Source organism: Vibrio sp. SCSIO 43155 (assembly GCF_023716605.1).
GTDB lineage: Bacteria > Pseudomonadota > Gammaproteobacteria > Enterobacterales > Vibrionaceae > Vibrio > Vibrio harveyi.
Map to the genome: position 1 here is coordinate 2481876 of NZ_CP071852.1, position 25493 is coordinate 2507368.

The 25493-nt window shown below is 44.3% G+C and carries 23 protein-coding genes and 1 tRNA gene; 13 read left to right on the top strand and 11 right to left on the bottom strand.

Features of this window, described 5'->3' with window-relative positions; all coding sequences use genetic code 11:
* Positions 1-24 precede the first annotated feature (24 nt).
* Entirely contained in the window at positions 25-1350 is a 1326-nt protein-coding gene (locus J4N44_RS11885) for a Na+/H+ antiporter family protein (RefSeq protein WP_005444668.1), read from the top strand.
* Positions 1351-1439: 89 nt separating this feature from the next.
* Here J4N44_RS11885 and J4N44_RS11890 read toward each other — a convergent pair whose 3' ends face one another.
* Positions 1440-2069: a DsbA family protein gene (locus J4N44_RS11890; RefSeq protein WP_005444667.1), complete on the bottom strand. Its 630-nt coding sequence runs from the start codon at positions 2067-2069 to the stop codon at positions 1440-1442.
* 75 nt (positions 2070-2144) lie between these two features.
* On the bottom strand, positions 2145-2480 hold the full coding sequence (locus J4N44_RS11895; protein WP_005444666.1) for a Grx4 family monothiol glutaredoxin: 336 nt from the start codon (positions 2478-2480) through the stop codon (positions 2145-2147).
* A 242-nt stretch (positions 2481-2722) separates the two neighbouring features.
* Here J4N44_RS11895 and sodB point away from each other — a divergent pair, with 242 nt between their 5' ends.
* The 3 genes from sodB (at position 2723) to J4N44_RS11910 (ending at position 4846) form a co-directional block, all read left to right on the top strand.
* Positions 2723-3307: a superoxide dismutase [Fe] gene (gene sodB, locus J4N44_RS11900; protein WP_005444665.1), complete on the top strand. Its 585-nt coding sequence runs from the start codon at positions 2723-2725 to the stop codon at positions 3305-3307.
* Positions 3308-3464: 157 nt separating this feature from the next.
* Positions 3465-3968: a VC2046/SO_2500 family protein gene (locus tag J4N44_RS11905; RefSeq protein ID WP_009698520.1), complete on the top strand. Its 504-nt coding sequence runs from the start codon at positions 3465-3467 to the stop codon at positions 3966-3968.
* 134 nt (positions 3969-4102) lie between these two features.
* Complete coding sequence (locus J4N44_RS11910; protein WP_017189356.1) at positions 4103-4846, top strand: SDR family oxidoreductase; 744 nt, start codon at positions 4103-4105, stop codon at positions 4844-4846.
* 149 nt (positions 4847-4995) lie between these two features.
* On the opposite strand, the gene adhE is transcribed toward J4N44_RS11910, so the two are convergent.
* Positions 4996-7698 carry a bifunctional acetaldehyde-CoA/alcohol dehydrogenase gene (gene adhE / locus J4N44_RS11915; RefSeq protein ID WP_005444662.1) on the bottom strand — a complete coding sequence of 901 codons (2703 nt, stop codon included), beginning with the start codon at positions 7696-7698 and terminating at the stop codon, positions 4996-4998.
* Positions 7699-8349: 651 nt separating this feature from the next.
* Here adhE and J4N44_RS11920 point away from each other — a divergent pair.
* Together J4N44_RS11920 and J4N44_RS11925 are read left to right on the top strand one after the other, a co-directional pair.
* Positions 8350-8988, top strand: coding sequence for a YchE family NAAT transporter (locus tag J4N44_RS11920; protein WP_005444661.1), 639 nt, complete (start codon positions 8350-8352; stop codon positions 8986-8988).
* A gap of 62 nt (positions 8989-9050) precedes the next feature.
* Positions 9051-9899 (top strand): ion transporter, encoded by an 849-nt coding sequence (locus J4N44_RS11925; RefSeq protein ID WP_005444660.1) that lies wholly within the window; start codon positions 9051-9053, stop codon positions 9897-9899.
* 311 nt (positions 9900-10210) lie between these two features.
* Here J4N44_RS11925 and asd read toward each other — a convergent pair whose 3' ends face one another.
* Complete coding sequence (gene asd / locus J4N44_RS11930; protein WP_005444658.1) at positions 10211-11326, bottom strand: aspartate-semialdehyde dehydrogenase; 1116 nt, start codon at positions 11324-11326, stop codon at positions 10211-10213.
* A gap of 437 nt (positions 11327-11763) precedes the next feature.
* Between asd and nhaC the strand changes: the two genes are divergently transcribed.
* Positions 11764-13200 (top strand): Na+/H+ antiporter NhaC, encoded by a 1437-nt coding sequence (gene nhaC / locus J4N44_RS11935; RefSeq protein ID WP_085319961.1) that lies wholly within the window; start codon positions 11764-11766, stop codon positions 13198-13200.
* Positions 13201-13284: 84 nt separating this feature from the next.
* Here the strand turns inward: nhaC and J4N44_RS11940 are convergent, their stop codons facing one another.
* The 3 genes from J4N44_RS11940 to yejK form a co-directional block, all read right to left on the bottom strand.
* On the bottom strand, positions 13285-14448 hold the full coding sequence (locus tag J4N44_RS11940) for a chemotaxis protein (protein ID WP_252044491.1): 1164 nt from the start codon (positions 14446-14448) through the stop codon (positions 13285-13287).
* Between the two features lie 111 nt (positions 14449-14559).
* A complete protein-coding gene (locus J4N44_RS11945) occupies positions 14560-15909 on the bottom strand; it encodes an Hpt domain-containing protein (protein ID WP_252044492.1) in 1350 nt (449 codons plus the stop codon).
* Between the two features lie 108 nt (positions 15910-16017).
* The gene (yejK, locus tag J4N44_RS11950) at positions 16018-17016 is read right to left on the bottom strand and encodes a nucleoid-associated protein YejK (RefSeq protein ID WP_252044493.1); all 999 of its coding nucleotides are present in this window, start codon (positions 17014-17016) and stop codon (positions 16018-16020) included.
* A gap of 85 nt (positions 17017-17101) precedes the next feature.
* On the opposite strand from yejK, the gene J4N44_RS11955 reads away from it, so the two are divergent.
* The 3 genes from J4N44_RS11955 to J4N44_RS11965 all read left to right on the top strand — a co-directional run bounded on the left by J4N44_RS11955 (position 17102) and on the right by J4N44_RS11965 (position 19390).
* Positions 17102-17329, top strand: a complete 228-nt coding sequence (locus J4N44_RS11955; RefSeq protein ID WP_005444651.1) for a YejL family protein — start codon at positions 17102-17104, stop codon at positions 17327-17329.
* Between the two features lie 22 nt (positions 17330-17351).
* Positions 17352-19160, top strand: coding sequence for a DUF3413 domain-containing protein (locus tag J4N44_RS11960; protein ID WP_009698525.1), 1809 nt, complete (start codon positions 17352-17354; stop codon positions 19158-19160).
* A 139-nt stretch (positions 19161-19299) separates the two neighbouring features.
* Positions 19300-19390 (top strand) — tRNA-Ser (locus J4N44_RS11965).
* Positions 19391-19944: 554 nt separating this feature from the next.
* On the opposite strand, the gene J4N44_RS11970 is transcribed toward J4N44_RS11965, so the two are convergent.
* Complete coding sequence (locus J4N44_RS11970) at positions 19945-20103, bottom strand: hypothetical protein (protein ID WP_005444649.1); 159 nt, start codon at positions 20101-20103, stop codon at positions 19945-19947.
* Positions 20104-20212: 109 nt separating this feature from the next.
* The gene (locus tag J4N44_RS11975; protein WP_050938527.1) at positions 20213-21136 is read right to left on the bottom strand and encodes a histone deacetylase family protein; all 924 of its coding nucleotides are present in this window, start codon (positions 21134-21136) and stop codon (positions 20213-20215) included.
* 281 nt (positions 21137-21417) lie between these two features.
* Between J4N44_RS11975 and J4N44_RS11980 the strand changes: the two genes are divergently transcribed.
* From J4N44_RS11980 to J4N44_RS28155, 3 genes are all read left to right on the top strand, one after another.
* Positions 21418-22107 carry an SDR family oxidoreductase gene (locus J4N44_RS11980; RefSeq protein ID WP_038899686.1) on the top strand — a complete coding sequence of 230 codons (690 nt, stop codon included), beginning with the start codon at positions 21418-21420 and terminating at the stop codon, positions 22105-22107.
* Between the two features lie 152 nt (positions 22108-22259).
* Positions 22260-22466 (top strand): hypothetical protein, encoded by a 207-nt coding sequence (locus J4N44_RS11985; RefSeq protein ID WP_005444646.1) that lies wholly within the window; start codon positions 22260-22262, stop codon positions 22464-22466.
* A 13-nt stretch (positions 22467-22479) separates the two neighbouring features.
* Positions 22480-22605, top strand: coding sequence for a hypothetical protein (locus J4N44_RS28155; protein WP_256592977.1), 126 nt, complete (start codon positions 22480-22482; stop codon positions 22603-22605).
* A 214-nt stretch (positions 22606-22819) separates the two neighbouring features.
* Here the strand turns inward: J4N44_RS28155 and J4N44_RS11990 are convergent, their stop codons facing one another.
* A complete protein-coding gene (locus J4N44_RS11990) occupies positions 22820-24784 on the bottom strand; it encodes a DNA topoisomerase III (RefSeq protein WP_017817824.1) in 1965 nt (654 codons plus the stop codon).
* A gap of 103 nt (positions 24785-24887) precedes the next feature.
* Positions 24888-25436: an NAD(P)H nitroreductase gene (locus J4N44_RS11995; RefSeq protein WP_005444644.1), complete on the bottom strand. Its 549-nt coding sequence runs from the start codon at positions 25434-25436 to the stop codon at positions 24888-24890.
* Positions 25437-25493: the final 57 nt, after the last annotated feature.

The window sequence follows — 25493 nt, forward strand, 5'->3', positions numbered from 1 at the left end:
TAAACACAACATATTAGGAAAAGTATGAATCCTGTCGTTATATCTGTGTGCGTCATGCTCGTGTTAGCATTGATGCGCGTGAACGTGGTGGTTGCCCTCACGTTTAGTGCCATCGTTGGTGGCCTTGTTGCAGGCATGAGCCTTGGGGATACCGTTGCTGCATTTGAAAGCGGTCTGGGTGGCGGTGCGACTATCGCGCTAAGCTACGCAATGCTTGGTACTTTCGCTGTTGCAATTTCTCGTTCTGGCATCACTGACCTTTTGGCAAAAAGCGTTATCAAACGCCTAAATGGTAAAGAGAGCTCTGCGTCGACTACGGGTCTAAAATACGCAGTATTGGTTGCTCTTGTACTTGTTACCATGTCATCTCAAAACGTGATTCCGGTACATATCGCCTTCATTCCAATTTTGATTCCACCTCTTTTGGGCGTATTCGCTAAGCTGAAGTTGGACCGTCGTTTGGTTGCTTGTGTGCTTACCTTTGGTTTGATCACGCCATACATGGTTCTACCAATAGGTTTTGGTGGCATCTTCCTAAACAACATCCTATTGAAGAACTTACATGACAATGGTCTAACAGATGTCGTGGCAAGCCAAGTTCCAACGGCAATGCTGTTGCCGGGCGCGGGTATGTTGTTTGGTCTTCTAACTGCAATCTTCTTTAGCTACCGTAAGCCTCGTGAATACAAAGAAACTGAACTGACCGTTGTTCAAGAATCTGAAGAGAAGCTAAACAAAAAACATATTGTGGTTGCAGGCTTAGGTATTCTTGCTGCGCTAAGCGTACAGCTATACACGGGCTCAATGATCATCGGTGCACTAGCTGGCTTCATGGTGTTCACTTTCGGTGGTGTTATCGCATGGAAAGAGACGCACGACGTGTTCACTAAAGGTGTACACATGATGGCAATGATTGGCTTCATCATGATTGCGGCGGCAGGTTTCGCTGCAGTAATGAAGCAAACCGGCGGCGTTGAGACGCTTGTACAATCGCTATCAACCAGCATCGGTGACAACAAGCCTCTTGCAGCACTATTAATGCTGATCGTTGGTCTGCTGGTAACAATGGGCATCGGCTCATCGTTTTCTACAATTCCAATCCTTGCAACTATCTATGTGCCGCTTTCACTAGCATTTGGTTTCTCACCGATGGCGACAATCGCACTAGTAGGTACAGCAGCAGCACTAGGTGATGCAGGCTCTCCGGCTTCTGATTCAACGTTAGGTCCAACATCGGGTCTAAACGCAGATGGTCAGCACGAGCACATCTGGGAAACCGTAGTGCCGACATTTATCCACTACAACATCCCTTTGATCATCTTCGGTTGGATTGCTGCAATGGTGCTGTAGTCGCATCAATTAAATGGATACAATTCGTTACGAAAAAGCCGCTCATTGAGCGGCTTTTTGTTATTTGGGCTTTGAAAACCAGTTTCAGTTTACTGCGCTGGCATGTTGTCGATGATGCGCTCGCGGATAAGCTTCAACGTATTTTCTGTCGACAAATAGTCCACTTCAATTGGGAAGTAAGCATCGTTAATTTGCAGTACCAAACTCGGGTAAGAACTAACACCCAAGCTCTTTGCAAGACTGAGTTGGTCTTGGAAAACACCTTCCAGCAAAGTGCCATCCATATCATTCTTAAACTGTTGAACGTTTAAGCCAATCTCTCTTGCGAGTTGCAGATGGGTTGCCTCTTCATGAGGAGGCATCGCACGTAAATAGTAAGCGTGCTGAATCGCTTCCAGCATCTGCTCATAAGAATCTTGGAAACCTGCAGCGATAACTGCACGGCAAGATTGGTAAGTACTACGTACTGGTGTACACAACGTCCAGAAATCATAGTTAAACTTGGTACCAAGCTGACTTTCGATTTGCTTCCAAATCTGTTCAATCTTTTGCTGCATTTCCGGAGGCATCGGCAGATTAGTATCTGGCGCAAGCCCACCCATAACATACTCAAACTGAATCACACCTGGCAGTTGCTGCTTCAATTTTTCGATGGTTGGTTTGTAGCCCCAACACCAGCTGCACATTGGATCATGTACGTAGTAAAGCTTCAAGTTCATTCCACTAACCTAAAAAAGAAAAAGGAGCCAATGCGGCTCCTTTGTATTCTATCGCCAAATGTGAGTATTTACGAATTACTCAGCGTCACCTTCAACGCGTGCCGCAGCTTCTTTGATAAGAGGCTGAAGTTCACCTTTTTGGAACATTTCCAAAATGATGTCACAACCACCGATCAGCTCACCTTCAACCCACAGTTGTGGGAATGTAGGCCATTGAGCGTATTTTGGTAGCTCAGCGCGAATATCTGGGTTTTGTAGAATGTCTACGTAAGCGAACTTCTCGCCACATGCCATTAGAGCTTGTGCTGCTTGAGAAGAGAAACCACAGCTAGGTAGTTTCGGTGATCCTTTCATGTACAGCAGGATTGCGTTTTCAGAGATCTGCTGTTTGATTTTATCGATAGTTTCCATCGCTTCCTCATTCATGGACGTGAACTTTAATTATTGCCACATTCTACTCAATAAACACAGAATAAAAACCATATAATTAGTAAGCCTTTGCCCCTTTCCTCTTAAAATATTTTCATATCGGGGTTTTAATAAAGTAAAAACTTGCTAAAATACTTTTCAAGTCAGTCGTAACGACTACATATAAATAAAAACACTGGAAGCAATCGAAAGGTAACCCTTTCATATCTATGGAGAATCGAGCAATGGCATTTGAACTACCAGCTCTTCCTTACGCGAAAGACGCACTAGAACCACACATCTCTGCAGAGACTCTAGATTTCCACCACGGTAAGCACCACAACACTTACGTTGTTAAGCTAAACGGTCTTATCCCTGGTACTGAGTTCGAAGGCAAGACACTAGAAGAGATCATCAAGACTTCTACTGGTGGCGTATTTAACAACGCAGCACAGATCTGGAACCACACGTTCTACTGGCACTGCCTAGCGCCAAACGCGGGCGGCGAGCCAACTGGTGCAGTTGCTGATGCAATCAACGCTGCATTCGGTTCTTTCGAAGAATTCAAAGCGAAGTTCACTGACGCAGCAATCAACAACTTTGGTTCTTCATGGACTTGGTTAGTTAAGAAAGCTGACGGTTCTCTAGAAATCGTTAACACTTCTAACGCTGCTACACCTCTAACAGAAGAAGGTACGACTCCACTTCTAACTGTTGACCTGTGGGAACACGCGTACTACATCGATTACCGCAACGTACGTCCTGATTACATGAACGGCTTCTGGGCGCTTGTAAACTGGGATTTCGTAGCTGAGAACCTAGCGAAGTAATTAACTTCCCCCTAAGTTCAATTTAGTCATATTCAAAAAGCTCGCATTGTTGCGGGCTTTTTTATTACATCTCCAACCGATTTCTTCAATTAATCCCCTCTTTTTCCTAAAGTTCTTCTCTCCGTTGCCGCTAAAAGTGCATCAAGCGAGGAACATCATGCAAATCCATACTTTAGACAAAGCAGCAATCATCAACGAACTTCAGTTCGGTAATGGTATTAACCATGCCGTACACGAAGGTCGTCGCGCTGATTTCTCGTTGATTCTGTCTATGTTTTCTAACGATGTCCGCGATGTGGTTCCGGTTGAAGAAGTCCAAGAAGTGATCACCAGTGATGACATTCTTCGTCAACAATTCGGTTTATCTCAACCTCAGTCTCTACGTTCTGATAGCAGTAGCTATGAACTCGCAGCAGAACAAGCGAAACAGTTTCATGATGCTGGCTTGCCTTCGGCAAAACTGAGCCACTACCTAAAGCCTGATGCACTCACTTACCTTCCTGAAGACACATTTAATCTACCAGAAGAGGTTTATCACAACCTTTCAGGTCACGAACGCCGCAGCTTAGGTGAGCGCAACAAAACCCTTATTCCCGATGCAGGTTTGTACAATCAACTAGTGACGGCTCAACGTCATTACCAAATCCAAACTCAAGCATAACGTTTCACTTTTCCGCCAAGCGCTTACATTCCAAGCACGTCAGAAATGTGACGCCTTACAAATTCCTAAACAATAATTGTCGCGCAAAAGCGTTAGTTTGAGCCTTTTCACACTGAGCTCAAATAAATTCATCCATGCTGATAGCACAAACCACTGATGTATTGTTTAACACAAGAAATTACAGTGAAGGTGCTATGGATATTAAAGACTCAATCATTCTCGTCACATCTGCAGGCTCTGTATTGGGCAGAACTTGCTCCAACCACTTTGCCCATCTTGGGGCAACGTTGGTACTTTGTGATCAGAACCCTAGTGCCTTGAAGGCAAGCTACGAGCAAATCAGTGCGTTTTCCGACAGGGTATATGCGATGAATGTGTGCAATGACAACACGACATCCATCAACTTATTGTTCGACCAAATAGAGTCGCAATTAGGTGCGACTCCCGATGTAATCGTAAACTGCTGGACTAGCTCACCAATGCCAAGCTTAATGGCTCCAGAGCCAATGAGTACCTACATTGACCACCTTTCTTCTGCGGCTCGCTTTCTCTATACCTATGGGCAAGTCAGTGCAGAACGATTTCGTTCGAGAGAGAAGAAAGGCGTGATCGTTAACGTTATCTCACATGACAACCATGAAGATCTCACTGGAGTAGAGAGCATGGCAGCACTGGTGTCTGGCTTTACTCACAGCTGGGCAAAAGAGCTGACCCCTTTCAATATTCGTGTGGGTGGCGTCATCCCATCAGTAAACCATACCAGCGAAGATCTAGACGAGCGACATTGGGCTCAGATCCAAGATGAGTTGGTAAGAAATACCGCCTACATTGTCGCAAATGAGTACTTTAGCGGACGCGTCGTCACGACCGAAGTCTAAGTAAACCTTCCTACCTAAATCCGCCACCTAACAGAGCCGTTGGTAATGTAAAGAACAAAAAAAAGCCCCAGTCTTTCGACTGGGGCTTTGAGTTTTCCCGATTGTAAGCTTCGTGCTAGCGAAAACCTACTTCATAACTAACGTCGTACTTATGCGTTAGCTTTTTCTTTCTTAGCTTTTGGTGCTGCTTCTTTCGCTACTTGGTCTGCTTTCTTCTTGATAACAGTTGTACCTTCGAAAGTTTCGCCTTCAACGAATGCTTTACCGTAGTAAGAAGCCATTAGAACTTCTTTTAGCTCAGTGATTAGAGGGTAACGAGGGTTAGCACCTGTACACTGGTCATCGAACGCTTCAACAGCTAGTTCGTCTAGTTTCGCTACGAAGTCAGCTTCAGAAACACCTGCTGCTTGGATAGACATTGGGATGTCTAGGTCGCCTTTCAGCTCGTCCAACCATGCTAGTAGACGTTCAATCTTCTGAGCAGTACGGTCACCTTCTTGGCTTAGGCCTAGGTGGTCAGCAACTTCAGCGTAACGACGACGTGCTTGTGGACGGTCGTATTGAGAGAACGCAGTTTGTTTAGTTGGGTTGTCGTTCGCGTTGTAACGTACAACGTTCGAGATTAGTAGTGCGTTCGCTAGACCGTGAGGTAGGTGGAACTCAGCACCAATCTTGTGCGCCATTGAGTGACAAACACCTAGGAATGCGTTAGCAAACGCGATACCAGCGATAGTTGCCGCGTTGTGTACTTTCTCACGAGCGATTGGGTCGTTTGCACCGTTCGCGTAGCTTGAAGGTAGGTACTCTTTAAGCATCTTAAGCGCTTGTAGAGCTTGACCATCTGAGTACTCGTTCGCAAGAACAGATACGTAAGCTTCTAGAGCGTGAGTTACTGCATCGTAACCACCGAATGCTGTTAGAGACTTAGGCATGTTCATTACTAGGTTAGCATCAACGATAGCCATGTTTGGCGTGATTTCGTAGTCAGCTAGTGGGTACTTAGCACCAGTCTTGTCGTCTGTAACAACAGCGAATGGAGTAACTTCTGAACCAGTACCTGAAGTTGTAGTGATACATACAAGCTCAGCTTTCTTACCCATTTTAGGGAACTTGTAGATACGTTTACGGATGTCCATAAAGCGCATTGCTAGTTCAGCGAAGTGAGTTTCTGGGTGCTCGTACATTACCCACATGATCTTCGCAGCATCCATTGGTGAACCACCACCTAGAGCTAGGATTACGTCAGGTTGGAAGCTCTTCATTGCTTCTGCACCTTTCTCAACAACAGATAGTGTTGGATCCGCTTCTACGTCGAAGAATGTTTGAACTTCGATGCCTTGCTCTTTAAGCAGTTTAACTACTTCATCAGCGTAACCGTTGTTGAATAGGAAACGGTCAGTTACTAGGAATGCGCGTTTCTTACCTTCTAGGTCGCTCATTGCGATTGGAAGGCTACCACGACGGAAGTAGATAGACTTAGGTAGTTTGTGCCACAACATGTTTTCAGCTCGCTTAGCTACAGTTTTCTTGTTGATAAGGTGCTTAGGACCTACGTTCTCAGAGATAGAGTTACCACCCCAAGAACCACAACCTAGAGTTAGAGAAGGTGCTACGTTGAAGTTGTAAAGGTCACCGATACCACCGTGAGTAGTCGGGATGTTTACAAGGATACGTGCAGTCTTCATCTTGTCACCGAAGTAACGGATGCGGTCTGCGTTTACGTCTTGGTTAGTGTAAAGACCAGATGTGTGACCGATACCACCGATTTCAACCATTGTTACCGCTTGAGCAACTGCATCTTCGAAGTTGTCAGCACGGAATAGACCTAGAGTTGGAGATAGTTTCTCGTGAGCGAACTCATCATCGTAAGAAACTTTACCTAGACCTTCACCTACAAGAACTTTTGTGTCAGCAGGAACTTTAACGCCAGCCATTTCAGCGATTGCTGGAGCAGGTTGACCTACGATTTTCGCGTTTAGTGCGCCGTCGATAAGAAGTACTTTACGTACTTTATCAGCGTCAGCTTTAGATAGAACGTGAGCTTTATGAGAAGCGAAACGCTCTTTCACTTCGTCGTAAACTTCGCTAACTACGATTGCAGCTTGCTCAGAAGCACATACTACGCCGTTATCGAAAGTTTTAGACATTAGGATAGAAGCAACAGCACGTTTGATGTCAGCTGTTTCATCGATAACTACAGGAACGTTACCTGCACCTACACCGATAGCTGGCTTACCAGAAGAGTAAGCTGCTTTAACCATGCCTGGACCACCAGTTGCAAGGATAAGAGCGATACCGTCGTGCTTCATAAGAGCGTTAGAAAGCTCTACAGATGGTTGGTCGATCCAACCGATGATGTCTTTTGGTGCACCAGCTGCTACTGCTGCATCTAGAACTAGTTTCGCCGCATCGTTAGTTGAGTTCTTCGCACGTGGGTGTGGCGAGAAGATGATGCCGTTACGAGTTTTTAGAGAGATTAGAGATTTGAAGATAGCAGTAGAAGTCGGGTTAGTCGTTGGAACGATACCACAGATGATACCTACAGGCTCAGCGATAGTCATTGTGCCTAGGTTGTCATCTTCTTCTAAGATGCCACATGTTTTTTCGTCTTTGTATTTGTTGTAGATAAATTCTGAAGCGAAGTGGTTTTTGATTACCTTATCTTCAACAATACCCATTCCAGATTCAGCAACTGCTTGTTGTGCTAGTGGGATACGCGCATGGTTAGCTGCAAGAGAAGCTGCGCGGAAGATTGCATCTACTTTCTCTTGAGAAAATGTTGCGAACTCTTCTTGTGCTGCTTTAACGCGTGCTACTAGAGCATCTAGTTCAGCTAAGTTAGTTACAGGCATGGTGGATCTCCTAAAATAATAAATATTAAAAACTTTTTAGTAAGGTTATTGTCTTTCGTTTTTACTGTTTATCAGCGACTTAACTAACAACCATCTTAGTAAATTGCTTTCAGGGCTGAGTATAATATTTCAGAGTGTGAAAAAAATTGACTTGGATCAGTTCTCACAACTGAAATACCCCCAAAGTAGTGGTTTACCACAACAAAACAACATAAATCATTGATAAACAAATAAATTAAACTTCATTTTTTATTGAGCAAAAAAGAAGCAAACGAACTAAAAACTAAAAAAAATAACAACAATCTGTAAAAAAGTTTCATTTTTAGCCAACAAAATTACATGTGGACCCTAATTTTTGTGCTACTGAGAGTATATCGAATACGTCTTATCTCTCTACAAACCACCTTTCTTTTTGTGAAAAATGTGCGAATGTTAACGTTTGTGTAAATCAGTATGCTCTCTCATCAATTTTCTACGTAACAATTCGTTTCCAGATTGAATACATTTTCTTCAATAATTAGTTTTTCTCACAAATACTAGCCCAAATACGTTAGTTTTTTTCATTTCTTCCTACCGCACTTTTGCCTTACATTACCGCCTAAAATTACCCCCTCTCTTTTTCACTATTGTGAACGTTTACGAGTAAGCAACATGCAGACTTTAGAGTTAGCTATTTTCCTACAGTTTTTCTTAGGTTTGGTCGCAGCAGTGAACCCTGTTGGTATCATGCCTGTGTTCGTATCACTAACCGGTCATATGACACCAGAAGAGAAAAATAAGACCGCCACGACAGCCAACGTTGCGGTTGCGATTATTTTGATCATTTCTCTTTTTGCTGGTCAGTTGTTGTTGGATATGTTCAGTATTTCTCTGGACTCTTTCCGTGTTGCGGGCGGTTTACTACTTCTGAGTATCGCGTTCTCGATGATGAGCGGTAAACTGGGTGAAGATAAGCAAAATAAACAAGAGAAGTCGGAATACGTAAGCCGCGAACAAATCGGTGTAGTACCGCTAGCGATGCCTTTGATGGCAGGCCCAGGTGCAATCAGCTCAACCATTGTTTATGGCGCACGTTACCCAAGTGCACTCGACACGGTTGGTATTAGCGTTACGATCATGCTGTTTTGTTTTTGCTCTTGGTTGTTGTTCCGCTCTGCGCCTTTGATCGTTCGTTTCCTTGGTCAAACAGGCATCAACGTGATTACCCGTATTATGGGTCTAATCTTGGGCGCTCTTGGTATTGAGTTTATTGCTAACGGTTTAAGAAACCTATTCCCTGGTTTAGCCTAAATTTCATAACTTCTGGTATGATGTTGCAATCCGTTTCATTTTAACGCTGACAGTGCAACATCATGCCTCGCAAGTCTTTCAAGCATCATTTATACGTCATTATTTTCGGTACTCATACACGTGCTGGGCGTGCCTTCGATATCGCACTGATTATTGCGATCATTACTTCTCTCGTGGTTTTGATTCTAGAATCACTGCCATCGGTAATGACTGAATGGTCGCGAGAACTGCGTTACATCGAATACACCTTCACAGCCCTATTCACTATTGAGTATTTATTAAGACTGTACTGCTCTCCAAAACCTAAGTCTTACGCCACCAGCTTTTATGGTGTAGTTGATCTGTTAGCGATTCTGCCTACCTATTTAGCGATCTTCTTCCCTGGTGCTTCGTTTATGGGTGTAGTGCGATTACTACGTGTCATGCGTATCTTCCGCATCTTGAAATTGGTGCGCTACCTACAAGATTCCAACATATTGCTACGCTCTCTATTGATGGCGCGTCGTAAGATTCTTATCTTCTTTAGCACCGTAGGTATTCTGGTCACCATTTTCGGCGCACTGATTTTCGTTATTGAAGGTCCGCACAACGGCTTTACGAGTATTCCTAAAAGCATCTACTGGGCGATCGTAACGATTACCACTGTTGGGTATGGCGACATGGTGCCGCAAACTCACCTTGGGAAAGCCATCGCATCATTAACTATGCTGCTCGGTTATTCGATACTTGCGGTCCCAACCGGCATTATCACTGCAGAACTCAGTAATGAGATGAATGCGCACAAACAATTAGTAAAGTGTCCGAATTGTAATCGCTCTGGTCATGATTCAGATGCGATGCACTGTAAGCATTGTGGCAGTGAACTAGCAGATCCTGATAATCGCGTCGTGAGTGCGGACGAGGAAGAATAGAACAGGAATCGGCTTTCGATGCCTAAAGTGGAGCGCTCCCGAGTCTCAGGGCGTAATGCCTCCAACAAGAGATTCCCGACTGCGCTCCTTCGTCGCTTTCGGGAATGACGCGGCGTTAGTTTGGAGAACAATATCTCTCACTCTCACTCTCAAGAACGAGGGCGCCAGCCCCCTCTATTTGTCTCTCTTAATAAAGAACTTTCGCAAAGTACAGTCCGTTCCGTACTCCAGACTTACGATCAAAAAAGCCGATGAATTCACATCGGCTTTTATATAGCTTTTAGCTCTCAAGAAACGCAGTGTTCGTTCTTTTAAGCTTTCTCAGCAAGAATGATGCGTAGAGTACGGCGTAATGGCTCTGCTGCACCCCATAATAGCTGGTCACCGACAGTGAACGCATTTAGGAAATCATCGCCCATTGCCATTTTACGTAGACGACCAACAGGGATTGACAAGGTACCTGTTACTTTCGCAGGCGTAAGTTCTTGAGCCGTGATGTCGCGGTCATTCGGAATCACTTTTACCCAGTCGTTGTGCGTTGCGATGATTTCTTCGATTTCATCCATTGGCACATTTTGCTTAAGCTTGATAGTCAGTGCTTGAGAGTGACTACGCATTGCACCGATACGAACACACGTACCATCAATTGGCACTGGTGCATTTTGGAAACCAAGGATCTTGTTCGCTTCTACACCCGCTTTCCACTCTTCTTTACTTTGACCGTTGTCGCGCTTGACGTCGATCCAAGGAATCAAAGAGCCAGCTAGTGGCACACCAAACTTATCGGTTGGGAATGAAGAGCCGCGCATGGTGTCGGCAACTTTTTTATCGATATCGAGAATTGAACTCGCTGGATTTGCTAGTTCAGAGCTTACTGAGTCGTTGATTACGCCCATCTGAGAAATCAGCTCACGCATGTTTTGCGCGCCTGCACCAGATGCCGCCTGGTACGTCATCGCACTCGTCCACTCGACAAGACCTTTCTCAAACAGACCGCCAAGACCCATAAGCATCAAGCTAACGGTACAGTTACCACCAACAAACGTGTTTGTACCACCGTGAATGCCTTGTTGAATTTGTTTCAGGTTAACAGGGTCCAGCGTAATGATAGAGTCGTCGACCATACGAAGTGTCGAAGCAGCATCGATCCAGTAACCTTTCCAGCCAGCTTGACGAAGCGCTGGATAAACTTTCTCTGTATAACCACCACCTTGACACGTAATCACTGCATCAAGTTGTTTTAAACTGTCAATATCGAACGCATCTTGAAGTAAACCAGCTTCTTTACCTAAGTTTGGAGCTGGGATACCTATTTGAGACGTACTGTAGAAAACTGGCTCGATCAAATCGAAATCTTTCTCTTCAACCATACGTTGCATTAGGACTGAACCCACCATGCCGCGCCAACCAACTAAACCTACTCTCATCGCACTAACTCTCCATGTATATTTTTGAAACTTTCTCCATAGTTCAATTTTCGACACAAAATCTCAAGCCCTAATTTGCAAATAAACACAACTTTTTTAACGTTTACCGCGAATTTTTATAATCCAAGGTATTTTCTTCTCTTTTCTTATCGGTTCAGCACTAAAACCTACCGAGAAAACTGCCAACACTGTGCTACATGGTCTTACCACTCCGCGATAAAACAACATTTGCAGCACATATTTTTTACATCACAAAACATTTCAAACTATTAAACTTAAAGTTTTTTAGTTATTAATTTCACAAGCAAACGTTTTATCGGATGAAAGTCAAGATAAAGCACCAAATGTTCGAAATATAATTTTTGTTAATGTATGTTATGCGCGATTAAAACAGGGAGCGGCCTTCCTCTATTGCTCCATGAATGACAGAGGCACATATGAAGCAAGTTACAACACGTCTTCCTAGTCTGATACAGGTATTTATCTCACTAGGTTTGTTTCTTCTTTTGGCATTTTCATTTACTGCCAAATTAGACCTTCCAATCCAGCTTGCGCTGTACATTGGTTGGTTCATTATCATGTTATTGGGTCTAAGATTAGGTCACCAATACAAAGACCTTGAAAAAGCAGCACTAAACGGGATTTCTAATGGTTTAGGTGCCGTGCTGATCCTTCTTGCTGTAGGTGCCTTAGTCGGTACTTGGATCTCTGGTGGTATCGTACCAACCATCATCTACTACGGCTTAAAAGCCATTCACCCTTCTATCTTCTTGTTAGCGACAATGATCATCTGTTCTTTGACTGCGTTAGCAACAGGCACTTCTTGGGGTGCGGCAGGTACTGCTGGTATTGCCATGATGGGAATTGGTCAAGGTCTTGGGGTTCCAGCACCAATTACAGCTGGCGCGGTTTTATCAGGTTGTTACTTTGGCGACAAAATGTCTCCACTTTCTGATTCCGTGATTCTTGCTTCTTCAATGTCAAACGTAGAAGTCGTAGAGCACATCAAAGGGATGCTGCCTATTGCCCTGATCAGTTACATCATTACGGGTATTATGTTTACTGCATTTGGCTTCCACTTCGCAGGTAAAGTGGATATGAGCCAAGTTGACTCAGTAATTCAGGCTATGGAACAACAATTTTTCATTACGCCTTATTCTTTTGTTCCAGTCATTATCGTATTGGCTCTACTCGCTATGCGCATGCCTTCTTTCCCTGTGATCAGCTTCGGTTCACTACTAGGTATTATCTGGGCAGTAATGATTCAGGATGTAGACTTCCTAACGGCATTCAATACCGCTTGGGCACCATTTGCAATTTCTTCGGGTGTGGATTTCATTGACTCGATTCTGAACCGAGGCGGTATGTCTTCTATGCTAGGTTCTGTTGCAGTTATCGTATTTGGTCTTGGTTTTGGTGGCTTGCTAGATAAGGTGGGCGTGCTTGAGACAATTGCGAAACTGTTCGAACGACGTGTTCAAAGTGCGGGTTCTCTGGCGACAAGCACCATTGGTACAGCTTTCATGGGTAACATATTCGGCTCGGCGATGTACGTATCACTGATTCTGACACCAAAAATCTGTGCGAAAAACTACGATCGCCTTGGCTACAAACGTAAAAACCTATCTCGTAACGCCGAGTTCGGTGGTACGTTAACGTCAGGTATGGTGCCTTGGAGTGATAACGGCATCTACATGGCGAGTATTCTGGGTGTGGCAACATTGTCTTACGCGCCATTCATGTGGTTGAGCTTCGTGTGTATTATCGTCACTATCTTCACGTCGTACATGGGTTGGTTTGTCGATAAATGCGAACCAACAGCACCAGCAACAGAAGAACAAGCAGAAGGTGAACTAAAGCAGCAAACGGCTTAAATAGTTCTAACTTTCAATAGAATAGAAAAAGGACCGACGATTCGGTCCTTTTTTATGTTTGTCGTTTGGCTAAGCTCCGGCTAATCAGGCAGATTTGGTACCTGCTCTTACCGCTGAACGTTTACCTAAGGCATAGCCCAAAACAAGAGGAGCAAAGAAGATCACTAGGATGAACAAAATGAAGTAGATGATGGTGCTCTTCACCAGTTCGATCAGTTTATCCATTGCAAGGTTCACAACCTCTTGCGAAACGTGGTCGAGGTCTTGCGCAAACTTCTCTCTTTCGTTTGTAATAATTTGAGCAATCTCTTGGCGTTCTCTCGCCACCATTTTTTCTAGTGCTTGTCGCTCTTCACTCAACTGAACCAAGCGCTCTTCTGTTTTCTGGTCGATATCTTCAACAAGTGGCTGCAACTGCACTGCCATTTGCTGTGCCAAGTTACGCATATACTCTGGGTTATTATCGATAAAGTCTTTCAACGACTCAGAAGTAACCTTCAAGCTGTTTAGCGCTGCATTTACTTGTTCGATACTTGCTGAGCTATTGAGTGCGAGCAACTGCGCTTTCCACGTCATGATTTTTGGTGTTTGTTCAGACACTAAGCTCAAACGATCAGACACATCACCGATAGCCTCAGGCATCGTACCCAATGTCGTTACAGCTTCCTCTTCACTGATCTGATTCACTTGTAACCAAGCTCGATAAGCTGGTGTACGGATCATACTCAAATCCGCGAATGGGTATTTCTCAACAAAGTCAGCCACAAACACTTTGGTTTTCGAGTACACGTATTTTTTCAACAAAGATTGTGCAAGCTTATCGACTTCCTTGGCTAAGTGAGCAGACACTTGTTGTGCTTCCCCGGTAGTGAATAGATCTTTCCCTGCACCGACACTGAAGAACTGGTCCATTTGGTGAGTAAATACCCACGTGTCAATCAGCGCCGCCATTGGCGAGACTTGGTAAGCGGCAGCTTGAAGCCCTTCTTCCGCATTGATTTTCCAAAGTAAAATATAAGATTGGTTTATTTTATCGTTAGGCTCGTAGTTGTCTTGGAGCACATCGGCAGCTTGCTCTACTTGAGCAAAGAACTGCTGAGCGTATTCACGCGTCATAATGCGCATGTTTAGCTCTTGTTTGGTGAGCGGTACAGTTTGACTATCGATTTTTACTTCTAAGAGAGAGCATCCCGAAAGGCTTAAAACCAGACAGGCTATCAACCAAGAAGACAGTCGGCGGATGAACATGAAATTACCTATGATCAAATGGTGTAGGACAGGAACAGTGACGAACCAAAGCATAAGGTTCGCAAGCGCCCCTTAATACCTGAATCTCTACTATTTTAAGTCAGAGGAATATCAATCTGTTAGCACTTCTCGAATGTTTTCACTATTAAGAACTGCCTCAGCAAAAAGTGTCGTTTTCTGCAGGGTATCTTCCAACATATCCAGCTTGCCTGTAACGACTTCCTGACCTTGTTTAATTAAAGATTCGATATCCCCAGATATATAGTGTAGAGGCATCGCCCCAATGCTGCCTGACACTCCCTTCAAGCTATGGGCGATACGCTGAGCGTGTTCTTCATCCTTACCCTCGGCTATCAATGTTCTTAGCTTCGTACCATCTTCAGAATGATCTTGTATGAAAACCTCTAACAACATACGCACAGACTCTTCATCACCAGAGAGCGAATCAAGCATTTTCTCTATATCGATATAAGGCTCATCCGTCTCCACGCTCACACTCGCGGCTAAAGAAGATGCATCGTCATTCTCTTCTTCTAGAGGTGTGGTTGGTTTTACCACATCCACAGGCATGCGCTCCTCACCACTTGGCTCGGTAACTTGCTTCTCTGTCGGCAAAATCACTTCAGGTGGGTTCGGCTTCATTGGTGTATCCGTTTTTTCACAAGGTTGAATTGGAGCATCTAAGACTGGAGTTTCCTTGTAGAACAAAGCCCAAGAAACCACCGCGAGTAAGGAACCACTTACTAACACTAAAAAGGAGATGTAAAACATCAGCTTTTGTTCAAGAGAGCTAATGACAGAGGCAAACTGATTAGAAAATTCAGGGTTAAGCAATTGGTTAGCGAGGTGGCTGCCTTGAGCATGAGCGGCAAGCACATTTGACGTTTGAGCCAATCGACGTTGGAACGCCCCTTGCTCTTTTTGCTCTAGCTTTTGTGACTCGGTAAAAAGAGAATCAAGCTCTTGGTAAGTATCTGAGCTTGTCGCTGCATCGCTAAACATGGCTTCTAAGACCAAAGCACCTAAGCGATAGTACATGGTTCTCAGTTGCTCAGAGTTACTGGCTGACTCTCGGCTATTATGGAGTTGGTCAGCCAGTGCGACTAGCTCACTATCGCTACCGATAAATGTTCTCGCGCCTTCAAGAAAGCGATCAGTTGAATAAAGCAGTTGCGTTAAGTCTGGACCACCCCAGCGGTCAGAGTACTCGCTCTGCAACTGCAAACGAACTGCATAAACAAGCTGAAGTTTGAGAGAGACTTGGTCAACGTGCTGAGCACGATAAGGCAGCTCAAAGTTAAAGATATGACGCACTTCATCAACCTTGCTGCTGAGTTCATCAACGGTTGAAATCGTACGTATGGTTTGTTGAGCTTGCAGCCAAATACCCACAGCAAGGGCACACCATACCGCAAACAAAAACCAGATTGCTTGTTTTATTCCCTCTTTGAATTGCAGCAACGCCCATTCCTCAATTATCTCTATTAATAACAAGCATATACCATGAAATGCGCTTTTAGTGTGCACACTTCACATAAAAAAAGAGAGCACAATGCTCTCTTCTTTCAATTAATTACGGCTCAACTGATCTTTCAAGTTTGGCGGTGTGCCTTTAATCGTAAGCGTGTCTGTCTCTGGATCGTAGAAAATACGCTCACCCAGCAACAGGCTATCAAAGCTAATATTTAAGCCGCCACCAGCACCAACGTACTTAGTTAGTTTACGCACTGTAGAACGGTCGCCTGGGAATGACTCTTCCAACTCGTAACCTTGCTCTTTGGTGAAATCCATAAAGCTAGTACCATCTTGGCTAGGAGGAAGCTCACCAGACAGTTCAGAGATTTGCACCTCGTCGCCTGATTTAATTTGCTCGTTACAGTAATTGTAAACCTGCTTTTTGTATTCGTTCGCTTCTTGCTTTTCTAACTTAGAATCGGCACAGAAATCTTCCACCGCCTGCATCAGCACTTGGTTTTGCTGTTTAGTGTCTAAACCAACATCCGCTTGCAAGAAATCCAAGAAGAAGTCTGCCACTTTACGACCTACGCGACCTTTGATGTAAGAAAGGTAACGGTTTGAATCACGATCAGTGTCATAACTCGATAGATCGATGCGTGCCGCGATGTCCATCTTAGTGATGTCTAAATAATCCGTAGCATCGATATCTAAGCCTTCTGTCACTTTTAGGCTTTGGTTCATTGGTAAGATACCAATAAATAAATAATCCGTAGCCAAGCTCTGATACTCAGCAAAGACTAAGATACCTTCGTCAGCAAATGGGTACTTGATCAACTCTTCTTTCAAGCGATTTGCACTAATTTGTGAGAAATCATAAAAATCTCTCTCTCCTGTGCGCATTTCTTGAAGCCAAAACTGAAATTCGCTGTCTGATTGGAAAGAGCCGAAGCCTTTTCCTGCTTTAGAATGGAATACGCGATGCAGTTCCGCGACAAGGTTTTCTGTTGAGGTATCGTTTTCTAACGACGCCGGGCGAAGTTTAACAACCAGTTCGTCCTGATCGTTTTTGCACAATTGATGCAGAATAACGTTTGAAAGATGAAGGCTCATAGTGATTTTATCTTGCTACAAGGTTTAAGTTGTTGGGCATTGTAGGTTATCATAAGCCGCTTTTACTATCATTATTAGAGTCTTTATGCCGATTACATCTAAATATACTGACGAACAAGTAGAGAAAATTCTTGCTGAAGTGGGTGCTGTTCTTGAAAAACACGCTGCTTCTCCTGAGTTGACGCTAATGATTGCCGGAAATATCGCAACCAATGTCTTAAATCAACAAGTTGCTGCTTCACAACGCAAAGTTATTGCTGAAAAATTTGCTCAGGCACTGATGTCTTCTCTTGAAGCGCCAAAATCACACTAAAAACGGATAATAGAACAAGTACATGGTAGACAGCGGAAACTCATACGGCGAACGCGTATCCCGACTAGTAGGTTGGGGGCATTGGTTTGCATTCTTCAACATCGTCGCTTCGATGTTGATAGGTACACGCTATATCGTTCAATCGCCTTGGCCAGAAACCCTGATGGGTCAATTCTATTTGGCGGTTTCGTGGGTGGGGCATTTTGGCTTTCTTGTTTTTGCTCTGTACTTATTGGTTCTATTTCCGCTGACGTTTGTCCTGCCATCTAGGAAACTCTTCCGTTTGGTGGCAGTGATATTTGCTACGGTTGGTCAAACCGTGCTGCTGATTGATACTCAAGCGTATCAATCAATTAATCTGCACCTAAACCCTGTGGTTTGGGAGTTGTTGTTTAGCGAAGACAAAAGCGCACTCAGCTCAGATCTCCAACATTTATTTGTTGTGATGCCGCTGATCTTCCTTGTTCAACTCGCTTTATCTGAATGGGTATGGCGTAAACAGCGCAAACTTTCTCATAAACACGTTGGTCGACCATTGGCTGCCGTGTTCTTCTTAAGCTTCATCGCGAGCCATTTGGTTTACATCTGGGCTGATGCTTACTTCTACAATCCTATTACCAGCCAACGCTCTAACTTCCCACTGTCATACCCTATGACAGCGAAGAGCTTTATGGAAAAACACGGTCTTCTTGACCGCGAAGAGTACCTAAAACGCTTAGCTGAGAACCAAGGTAATATTGATTTAGTAAGCTACCCACTAGAGAAGTTAGAATTCAATCGTCGTGTTAACAAGTTAAACGTGCTGATGATCAGCGTGAACAACTTACGTGCCGACGCATTAAACCAAGACGAAATGCCGAGCTTGTACCAGTTCGCACAAGACAATCAAAACTTTGTTAATCATTACAGTTCGAGCAATGATACATACGGTGCATTTGGTCTGTTCTATGGTTTACCGAGTAGCTACGCAAGTAGCATCAAAGCTCAAGGTAGCGCACCAGTTATGCTAGATGTACTGAAAGATCAGGGTTATAGCTTTGGTTTATTCAGTGGCAATGGCTTTGAAGAAGACTTGTATTCTGAAGTTATCTTCCGCGGCTTAAACTTGGCAAACTCACTCGATGGAAGCCAAGCTCATACCGATCCACAATCTATTTCTGCTTGGAACACATGGCTAACAGAGCAAGCCCAGCAGCCTTGGTTTAGCTTCATTGAAGTGACAACCGTTGATAACTTCGAATCAGAAACGATGGCAGCAAATGAAGAGCTCCCTGCTAGCGAGCGGTTCAAGCAAGCTTACGAGCAAGCGGTAAAATCGGCTGATAAAACAGTTGCGAAGATCATCGCAGACCTAGAAGAAAAGCAACTGCTTGCAAACACGATTGTGGTTATTACCTCAAACCATGGTAGCGAGTTCAACGAAACCAATACCAACAGTTGGGGCGCAAACAGCAACTACAGCAAATATCAACTGCAAGTGCCTATGGTTATCCATTGGCCAGGTATGCTACCAGCGGAATTTACCCACAGTACAAGCCACTTAGACTTGTCAGTGACACTGTTGCAAGACATGCTAGGCGTATCTTCAAACCCATACGATTACAGCAGCGGGCGTAATTTGTTTGATGAAAGTCGCCGTCGTTGGATCTTAGCTGGCGATACACGTGAAATCGCACTGATCACCGGCTCTCAAACGACCGTTATCGATAAGTTTGGTAACTACAAGCTGTACGATGACAATTACAAGCGTTTGCGCGAAACATCGCCTAAACTGCCTGTTCTAATGCAAGGTTTGACAGAGCTTCAACGCTTCTATTCTAAAAGCAATTAATTGAACAAAAGCTCTCCACCCGGAGAGCTTTTTTGATTCTTTTCTCCACAAACAACACAAAATCGTGCACTAAACGTCCAAACGATTCATTTTAGGGTTTACAAGATTTTCAAAGCCTTATATTATGCGCCTCAACAACGGAGAGATGGCTGAGTGGTTGAAAGCACCGGTCTTGAAAACCGGCATACGTTAATAGCGTATCTAGGGTTCAAATCCCTATCTCTCCGCCACATTTAGAAAGCCCGTTGAGAAATCAGCGGGCTTTCGTCGTTTTAGCGCTCGGAGAATTACGGGATTTCTAAATCCCTAGTTGAGCGCACCCCCGGACTAGGCGTCCCCGCACTCAGCCACATTTAAAAAGCTCGTCGAGAAATCAACGAGCTTTTATCGTTTTAGCGCTCGGAGAATTACGGGGTTTCTAAATCCCTAGTTGAGTACAACCTCGATACGTAGCCACTCTTAGAAATGTTCGTTGCGATGCGAATCAAAAAGAGTGCCACTACTCCAAACATTTATCACTCCTCAACTGATAAGAAAAAAGCCCACAACCTGAAGTGTAGGTGTACCTTGAGAGTGACTTACATTTATTATTAGGCGAATTATAAGGTGTTTATAACTGTTGCTAAGGTTACAGCTAGCCTAATATTTATCTCGGCAAATGACAGGACTCTCTTTCTGGCATGTGCTAAATCCATCTATTTGTTGCTTAGACAACGTCAAAGGCTAGGAAAATAAAAAAGGGAAAGGATTCCCATCTTAACATCCCAATCAAGTGTAAAACCCGTTAATTATTGATGTCGTCTTCATCGCATTCCCGCGACTTGGTTAACCCTTCTTGATTTTGCTTTTCATGCAAAGCTTCGATTAACTTTTTATCAACTTCTGCAAAATATAGGTCTTCGATTGCTTTCTCCCGCAAACGCAGCTTTTCCGTAAAATCCATACGCTGCCGCCTCTTTTTTGACAATACTCACCTTAAGTATAGGTCTTAGGCTTGCCACAATAAAAAAGGTGAGACATCAGTGCCTCACCTTTCACAATCATTGGTTCTACTATCGTGGTTTATATACGCTTTCTGCGGCATTGATAAGCTGCATGTGAATGGGTACTAAATCTGAGTGATTACTTCGATACCCACCACCAACAACAGCGGCAACAGGAACCCCTTTATCTTTCATCAACTGCATTATGAAACGGTCTCGTTCATATATCCCTTGCGTGGATACGTCAAAATAACCAAGTTCATCGTCGGTATGTATATCTACACCCGCATCATAGATAACCATATCCGGGCGGTGCAGGTTGAGCGCCATTTCAACCACTTCTTTAAACGTCATTAAGAAAGTATCGTCACTGGTTCCTCGGCTCAACGGAACGTCGAGATCTGAATCCGGTTTCCTCGCGGGAAAGTTCTTATCACAATGGAAAGACAGGGTGATGATATCAAGCTCGTCTGCACATAAAGTTGCAGTACCATCACCGTGGTGCACATCGCTATCAATAATAAGCACTTTGTCTACGTGCTCTGTCTCCAGCATGTGTTTTGCCGCGATCACCAAATCATTGAATAGACAAAAACCACTTCCAAAATCTTTATGCGCATGATGGTAGCCACCGCTAAGGTGAATCGCGACACCGTGCTCTAATGCCTTTTCTGCAGTCAAGACGGTGCCCGCTGTCGACATAAGCGTCCGCGCGACTAAGGTCTCACTCCAAGGAAATCCTATTCGACGCATTTTAGCTGCCGGCATATCGCCACTAACAAGCAAATCCACATACTCCTCACTATGAACCAGCTTGATCTCATCCACGTTAAGCGGTTGAGGTTGGGAAAATTCGATATGTTGTCCCCAATCTTGTTGAACCAACTTGTCCTTCACTGCTTGATAAAGGTATTGGTACTTCATAATTGGATAACGGTGACCTTCCGGCAGTTCCAGTTGTGAGTAGATGGGATGATAGATCAGTGGCAACATAAGACATTCTTTTCAACAATCATTGTGAAATAGTACCAACTCCAAGAGTTGATTAAAAAGGGAATTAATTGATAATGATTTTCAATATCAATTAATTCCCTTTCATTATGAACAAAACGTTATATACGATCCTTGGCGCTTTCTTTGGCTCTTTTTGCGCGATATCGCTTTTCATGTCAATGATGGTTGGAGCTTGGTGGCTGGTTGATTTTATTGCTCTGAGCTAACACAATGATCTTACTTCTATATCACCTAATTGAATCACACAGATAGGCACCCCCATGAGTCAGACAGTCTTTATCACCGGAGCAAATCGCGGCATAGGTTTGAGCCTAACAGCACTGTATTTACAACAAGGTGCTCACGTACATGCGACCAGTCGCAATCTAGCAGAAAGCAAAGATCTGCAAGCGTTAGCATCAAACTATGACACGTTAACTTTGCATGAGTTAGACGTCACAAATTACGATGATGTCACTGAGTTAGCTAACCAACTCCCTGCTATCGATCTGCTGATCAACAATGCTGGGTATTACGGACCGAAAGGTTATGGTTTTGGGAATACAGACGTTGATGAATGGCGTCAAGTATTCGAGATAAATACGATCGCGCCCTTAAAGCTTGTCGAGAGCTTCTATCCTGTAATGAAAAAAGGGACAACTAAGAAGATCGCATGTATCTCTTCTAAAGTTGGCAGCATGACAGAAAATACCTCTGGAGGAGGTTACATCTATCGCTCTTCTAAAGCTGCACTAAACTCAGTAGTAAAAAGCTTAAGTAATGATTTAACAGGAGAAGGTTTTACCGTACTCGCTCTACACCCTGGTTGGGTACAAACAGCAATGGGCGGACCAAACGCCCTTATCGATACTCAAACCTCCGCAGCAGGTCTTGCAAAAGTAATAGAGCAAAGCTCGCAGGAAAACTCTGGTCAGTTCATCAACTACGACGGAACCATGCTTCCTTGGTAATCTTTCGCAATCAATAGCTTAAAGTTGGGTCACGACAATCTAATCGTGTCGTGATCTTTCTATCCCCCCCCTCTTTATCTCATCACTTTACTTGAATTTCACTCATTCCTATCCAGACTTAGTGAGGATATCGACCACTAAGGAGAGTAACCATGGCTGCAGATAAAGATCTGGTCAATTTCAGTGAAGATCATGAGCTCAATTACTGCTTGAGAAGTGCAGGTAAACGTCAAACTCAAGCGAACCGAGACACGCTTGTCGACTTGGGACGACAAGTAAAGCAAGATTTAGGAAAGCGTGTTTTAACGCAAGATGATGTGCGCGGTGCGATACAAAGTAATGGGGAGCTATTTGATTAGCAGCGATCCATAAATGACAAAAAGCGGCGCTCCAGGTGCCGCTTCGCTTATTGATTATTTAGACGCTTTCTACCTACGTAACCTCGAGATGCTAGGTTCAGCGAGAATGACTTGGTTTGTAGACGCGACGGCGCTTTAAAGATCTAGTCATTCTAAATCAAGAATCGGCAACAAAGTATACAAGCCAAGGCCCTTATATTTGCAAAGAGTGCCCTTTGGGAGCGTGTCTTTGACTCGCTTTTTTAGTCAAACAAATGGCTGCGTCAAACAACTTGGAAAGAGCTGGCTATTACGCTGCGTTGTTTTCCTTGACCTCGAATCAATGACAACGCTCTGAATCCTGCATCTTGAAGTCACTTGGGTATACGTTTGCCTGTACTCGACTTTGATGTACTCTTTTTGGAATAGCTGCGCTTCTTGCGTTTAAATGCAGGACGCTCGACTTTAGGAAGGTGACGTAAAGAATCTGGAATAGGACCGGACTTCACCTCGCCCATCAAACCATCGATACGTTGCTCTAACGCCTGCATAAAAGGTTGATAAGCTTGATTTCGCTCTGCCATACCCTGCAATTGGTGTTCCCAATGTGCTGTCATATCAGGATAAGTCGAGTCCATCGGCAAAGCATGGATCAAACCACGCCCTGCTGGTGAGCTTAAAATCGACTTTCCCTGACGCGTTAAAAGTTGGCGCTTAAACAAGGTGTCTAAAATGCCGGCTCTGGTCGCTTCTGTTCCCAAACCGTCTGTATCGCGTAAGATCTTCTTCAGTTCTTTGTCCGCTACGTAACGCGCAATCCCAGTCATCGCTTGCAGCAATGTCGCTTCAGTAAAATGCTTTGGAGGTTCTGTCTTACGGTCTTTAATTTCCCCTTCCCGACACGTCAGTACCGTACCTTCTTGTAATGGCGGTACAGCATCGATGCCCTCGTCCTCTTTGTCCGTTTTCCCCATGAGTGCTTTCCACCCCGGAGAAACCAACTGGCGACCTTTAGCAATAAACGTGCCACCAGCGATATCAAATACAAGCTTCGCTTCTGCGTAAATGGCAGCTGGATAGAATTGCATTAAATATTGACGTGCAATGAGTTGATACACCTTCATCTCATTACCTGACAACGCGTTCACATTTGCTTGTTTAGGCGTTGGGATAATTGCGTGGTGAGCATCAACTTTTTTGTCGTTCCACGCTTTGGACTTAATTGACAAATCCGCACCTTGCACCGCACTTTGTAGCTCTTTGGCATTGTTGGAGATAGCAGAGGTAACAGAACCCGCTTGTGCGTAATGCTCCATAGGCAAGTAACGACAATCCGAACGCGGGTAAGTGATCAACTTATGTTTTTCATAGAGAGCCTGACAGGTATCTAGTACTTGTTGTGCGCTCATCCCATAACGTTTAGCAGCATCGATTTGTAACGCAGATAGTGAATAGGGAAGCGGAGCCGATTGCTTGGTTTGCTTTTGTTCTGATTCGGTCACTTTGGCGGGCTGATTGGCAATGCGATTCGCCACGTTCTCTACGAGCTTTCTACTCAGAACGCGCCCCTCTTCGTCTTGCCATGGTTTACACGCCTCACTAGGTTTCCAACGCGCACGTATATCAAACGAACCATTTTGATCTTGATATGGAATTAAAGCATGCAGCGTGAAGTAGTCTTTCGGCACAAAGTTCTCGATTTCTTCGTCACGACGCACCACCAGACCTAACACTGGAGTTTGCACCCGCCCTACTGACAAAACACCTTGATAGCCCGCTTTTTGGCCCAGCAAAGTGTAAGCACGCGACATGTTCATTCCGTAAAGCCAATCGGCTCGAGAACGCGCCAAAGCAGAAACAGAAAGAGGAATAAAGTCGCGGTTACTGCGCATCGAGCTTAAGGCTCGTTTTACTGCGGGCAAGTTCAAGTCCGAAATCAACAATCGTTGAGTGGCTTCTTTTTTGGTTTTGGAGAGTTTGCAATAGTCCAGAACCTCATCCACTAACAGTTGCCCTTCTCGATCAGGGTCTCCTGCATGAATGACCTCCGTAGCCTCTTTGAGAAGTTTACGGATCACTGTGAGTTGTTTACTGGCACTCTTCCTCGGTCTCAGCTGCCATTGCTGTGGAACAATCGGTAAATCAGCCAGATTCCATTTCTTATACCGTTCGTCATAAGCGTCAGGTTCTACTTGCTCTAACAGGTGACCAATACACCAAGTTACGACATCACCGTTTCCACAGCGGATAAAGCCTTGATCTTTCTTTTGAGGATTTGGCAACGCAGCCGCTATAGCGCGACCTAGACTTGGTTTTTCAGCAATAAACAGACGAGACATAAAGTTCAGAAAATCAAAACAATGAGGGGGACATTATCTAATGTCCCCCTAACAAATCAAGAAAAACTGTACAGATGAACAGTGATAAGGTCACGATTCTAGATTATTGAAACTCAACGAATTGAGACAGTTCACGCTCTGGCACTTTCATTGGCGTACAACCAGGGGTGCCTAAATACAGGAAACCTACGATTTGGTCTTTGCCTTCAAGACCAAACGCTTGATGTACTTCTGGATGGAACATCCACTTTCCTGAACGCCAAAAGCCTTGGAAACCTTGGGCAACCGCCGCCATTTGCATCGCTTGCACCGCACAACCTGCAGACAGATATTGTTCCAGTTCTGGGACTTTTTCGTGTTCTGTCACTTTAGCAATCACAGTGATAACCATAGGCGCGCGAAAAGGCGCGTTTTTCACTTTTTCTATCACCGCGTCTTCGCTGTTTTCAGCTTCTGCTGCTCTCACAAGGATATCTGACAACTTTTTAAGACCATCCCCTTGAGCAATAACAAAACGCCAAGGCGTCAATCCTGCGTGATCTGGCGCTCGCAGACCTGCACGAATGATATTTTCTAGAGCTTGCCCTTCTGGTGCAGGCTCAGACAACTTGGCAATAGAACGGCGGTTGAGCAAAAGATCGAGAGCTTCCATGAACAAGTCCTTATTAGGTGAGTTATTATTTTTACGCGTTCACTTTAGCATAATCCA

Bases quoted from the DNA above. Each gene is read 5' to 3' on its own strand.
- J4N44_RS11885 (WP_005444668.1), top strand. From the start codon at position 25: ATGAATCCTGTCGTTATATCTGTGTGCGTCATGCTCGTGTTAGCATTG.
- J4N44_RS11890 (WP_005444667.1), bottom strand. From the start codon at position 2,069: ATGAACTTGAAGCTTTACTACGTACATGATCCAATGTGCAGCTGGTGT.
- J4N44_RS11895 (WP_005444666.1), bottom strand. From the start codon at position 2,480: ATGGAAACTATCGATAAAATCAAACAGCAGATCTCTGAAAACGCAATC.
- sodB (WP_005444665.1), top strand. From the start codon at position 2,723: ATGGCATTTGAACTACCAGCTCTTCCTTACGCGAAAGACGCACTAGAA.
- J4N44_RS11905 (WP_009698520.1), top strand. From the start codon at position 3,465: ATGCAAATCCATACTTTAGACAAAGCAGCAATCATCAACGAACTTCAG.
- J4N44_RS11910 (WP_017189356.1), top strand. From the start codon at position 4,103: ATGCTGATAGCACAAACCACTGATGTATTGTTTAACACAAGAAATTAC.
- adhE (WP_005444662.1), bottom strand. From the start codon at position 7,698: ATGCCTGTAACTAACTTAGCTGAACTAGATGCTCTAGTAGCACGCGTT.
- J4N44_RS11920 (WP_005444661.1), top strand. From the start codon at position 8,350: ATGCAGACTTTAGAGTTAGCTATTTTCCTACAGTTTTTCTTAGGTTTG.
- J4N44_RS11925 (WP_005444660.1), top strand. From the start codon at position 9,051: ATGCCTCGCAAGTCTTTCAAGCATCATTTATACGTCATTATTTTCGGT.
- asd (WP_005444658.1), bottom strand. From the start codon at position 11,326: ATGAGAGTAGGTTTAGTTGGTTGGCGCGGCATGGTGGGTTCAGTCCTA.
- nhaC (WP_085319961.1), top strand. From the start codon at position 11,764: ATGAAGCAAGTTACAACACGTCTTCCTAGTCTGATACAGGTATTTATC.
- J4N44_RS11940 (WP_252044491.1), bottom strand. From the start codon at position 14,448: ATGTTCATCCGCCGACTGTCTTCTTGGTTGATAGCCTGTCTGGTTTTA.
- yejK (WP_252044493.1), bottom strand. From the start codon at position 17,016: ATGAGCCTTCATCTTTCAAACGTTATTCTGCATCAATTGTGCAAAAAC.
- J4N44_RS11955 (WP_005444651.1), top strand. From the start codon at position 17,102: ATGCCGATTACATCTAAATATACTGACGAACAAGTAGAGAAAATTCTT.
- J4N44_RS11960 (WP_009698525.1), top strand. From the start codon at position 17,352: ATGGTAGACAGCGGAAACTCATACGGCGAACGCGTATCCCGACTAGTA.
- J4N44_RS11970 (WP_005444649.1), bottom strand. From the start codon at position 20,103: ATGGATTTTACGGAAAAGCTGCGTTTGCGGGAGAAAGCAATCGAAGAC.
- J4N44_RS11975 (WP_050938527.1), bottom strand. From the start codon at position 21,136: ATGTTGCCACTGATCTATCATCCCATCTACTCACAACTGGAACTGCCG.
- J4N44_RS11980 (WP_038899686.1), top strand. From the start codon at position 21,418: ATGAGTCAGACAGTCTTTATCACCGGAGCAAATCGCGGCATAGGTTTG.
- J4N44_RS11985 (WP_005444646.1), top strand. From the start codon at position 22,260: ATGGCTGCAGATAAAGATCTGGTCAATTTCAGTGAAGATCATGAGCTC.
- J4N44_RS28155 (WP_256592977.1), top strand. From the start codon at position 22,480: ATGACAAAAAGCGGCGCTCCAGGTGCCGCTTCGCTTATTGATTATTTA.
- J4N44_RS11990 (WP_017817824.1), bottom strand. From the start codon at position 24,784: ATGTCTCGTCTGTTTATTGCTGAAAAACCAAGTCTAGGTCGCGCTATA.
- J4N44_RS11995 (WP_005444644.1), bottom strand. From the start codon at position 25,436: ATGGAAGCTCTCGATCTTTTGCTCAACCGCCGTTCTATTGCCAAGTTG.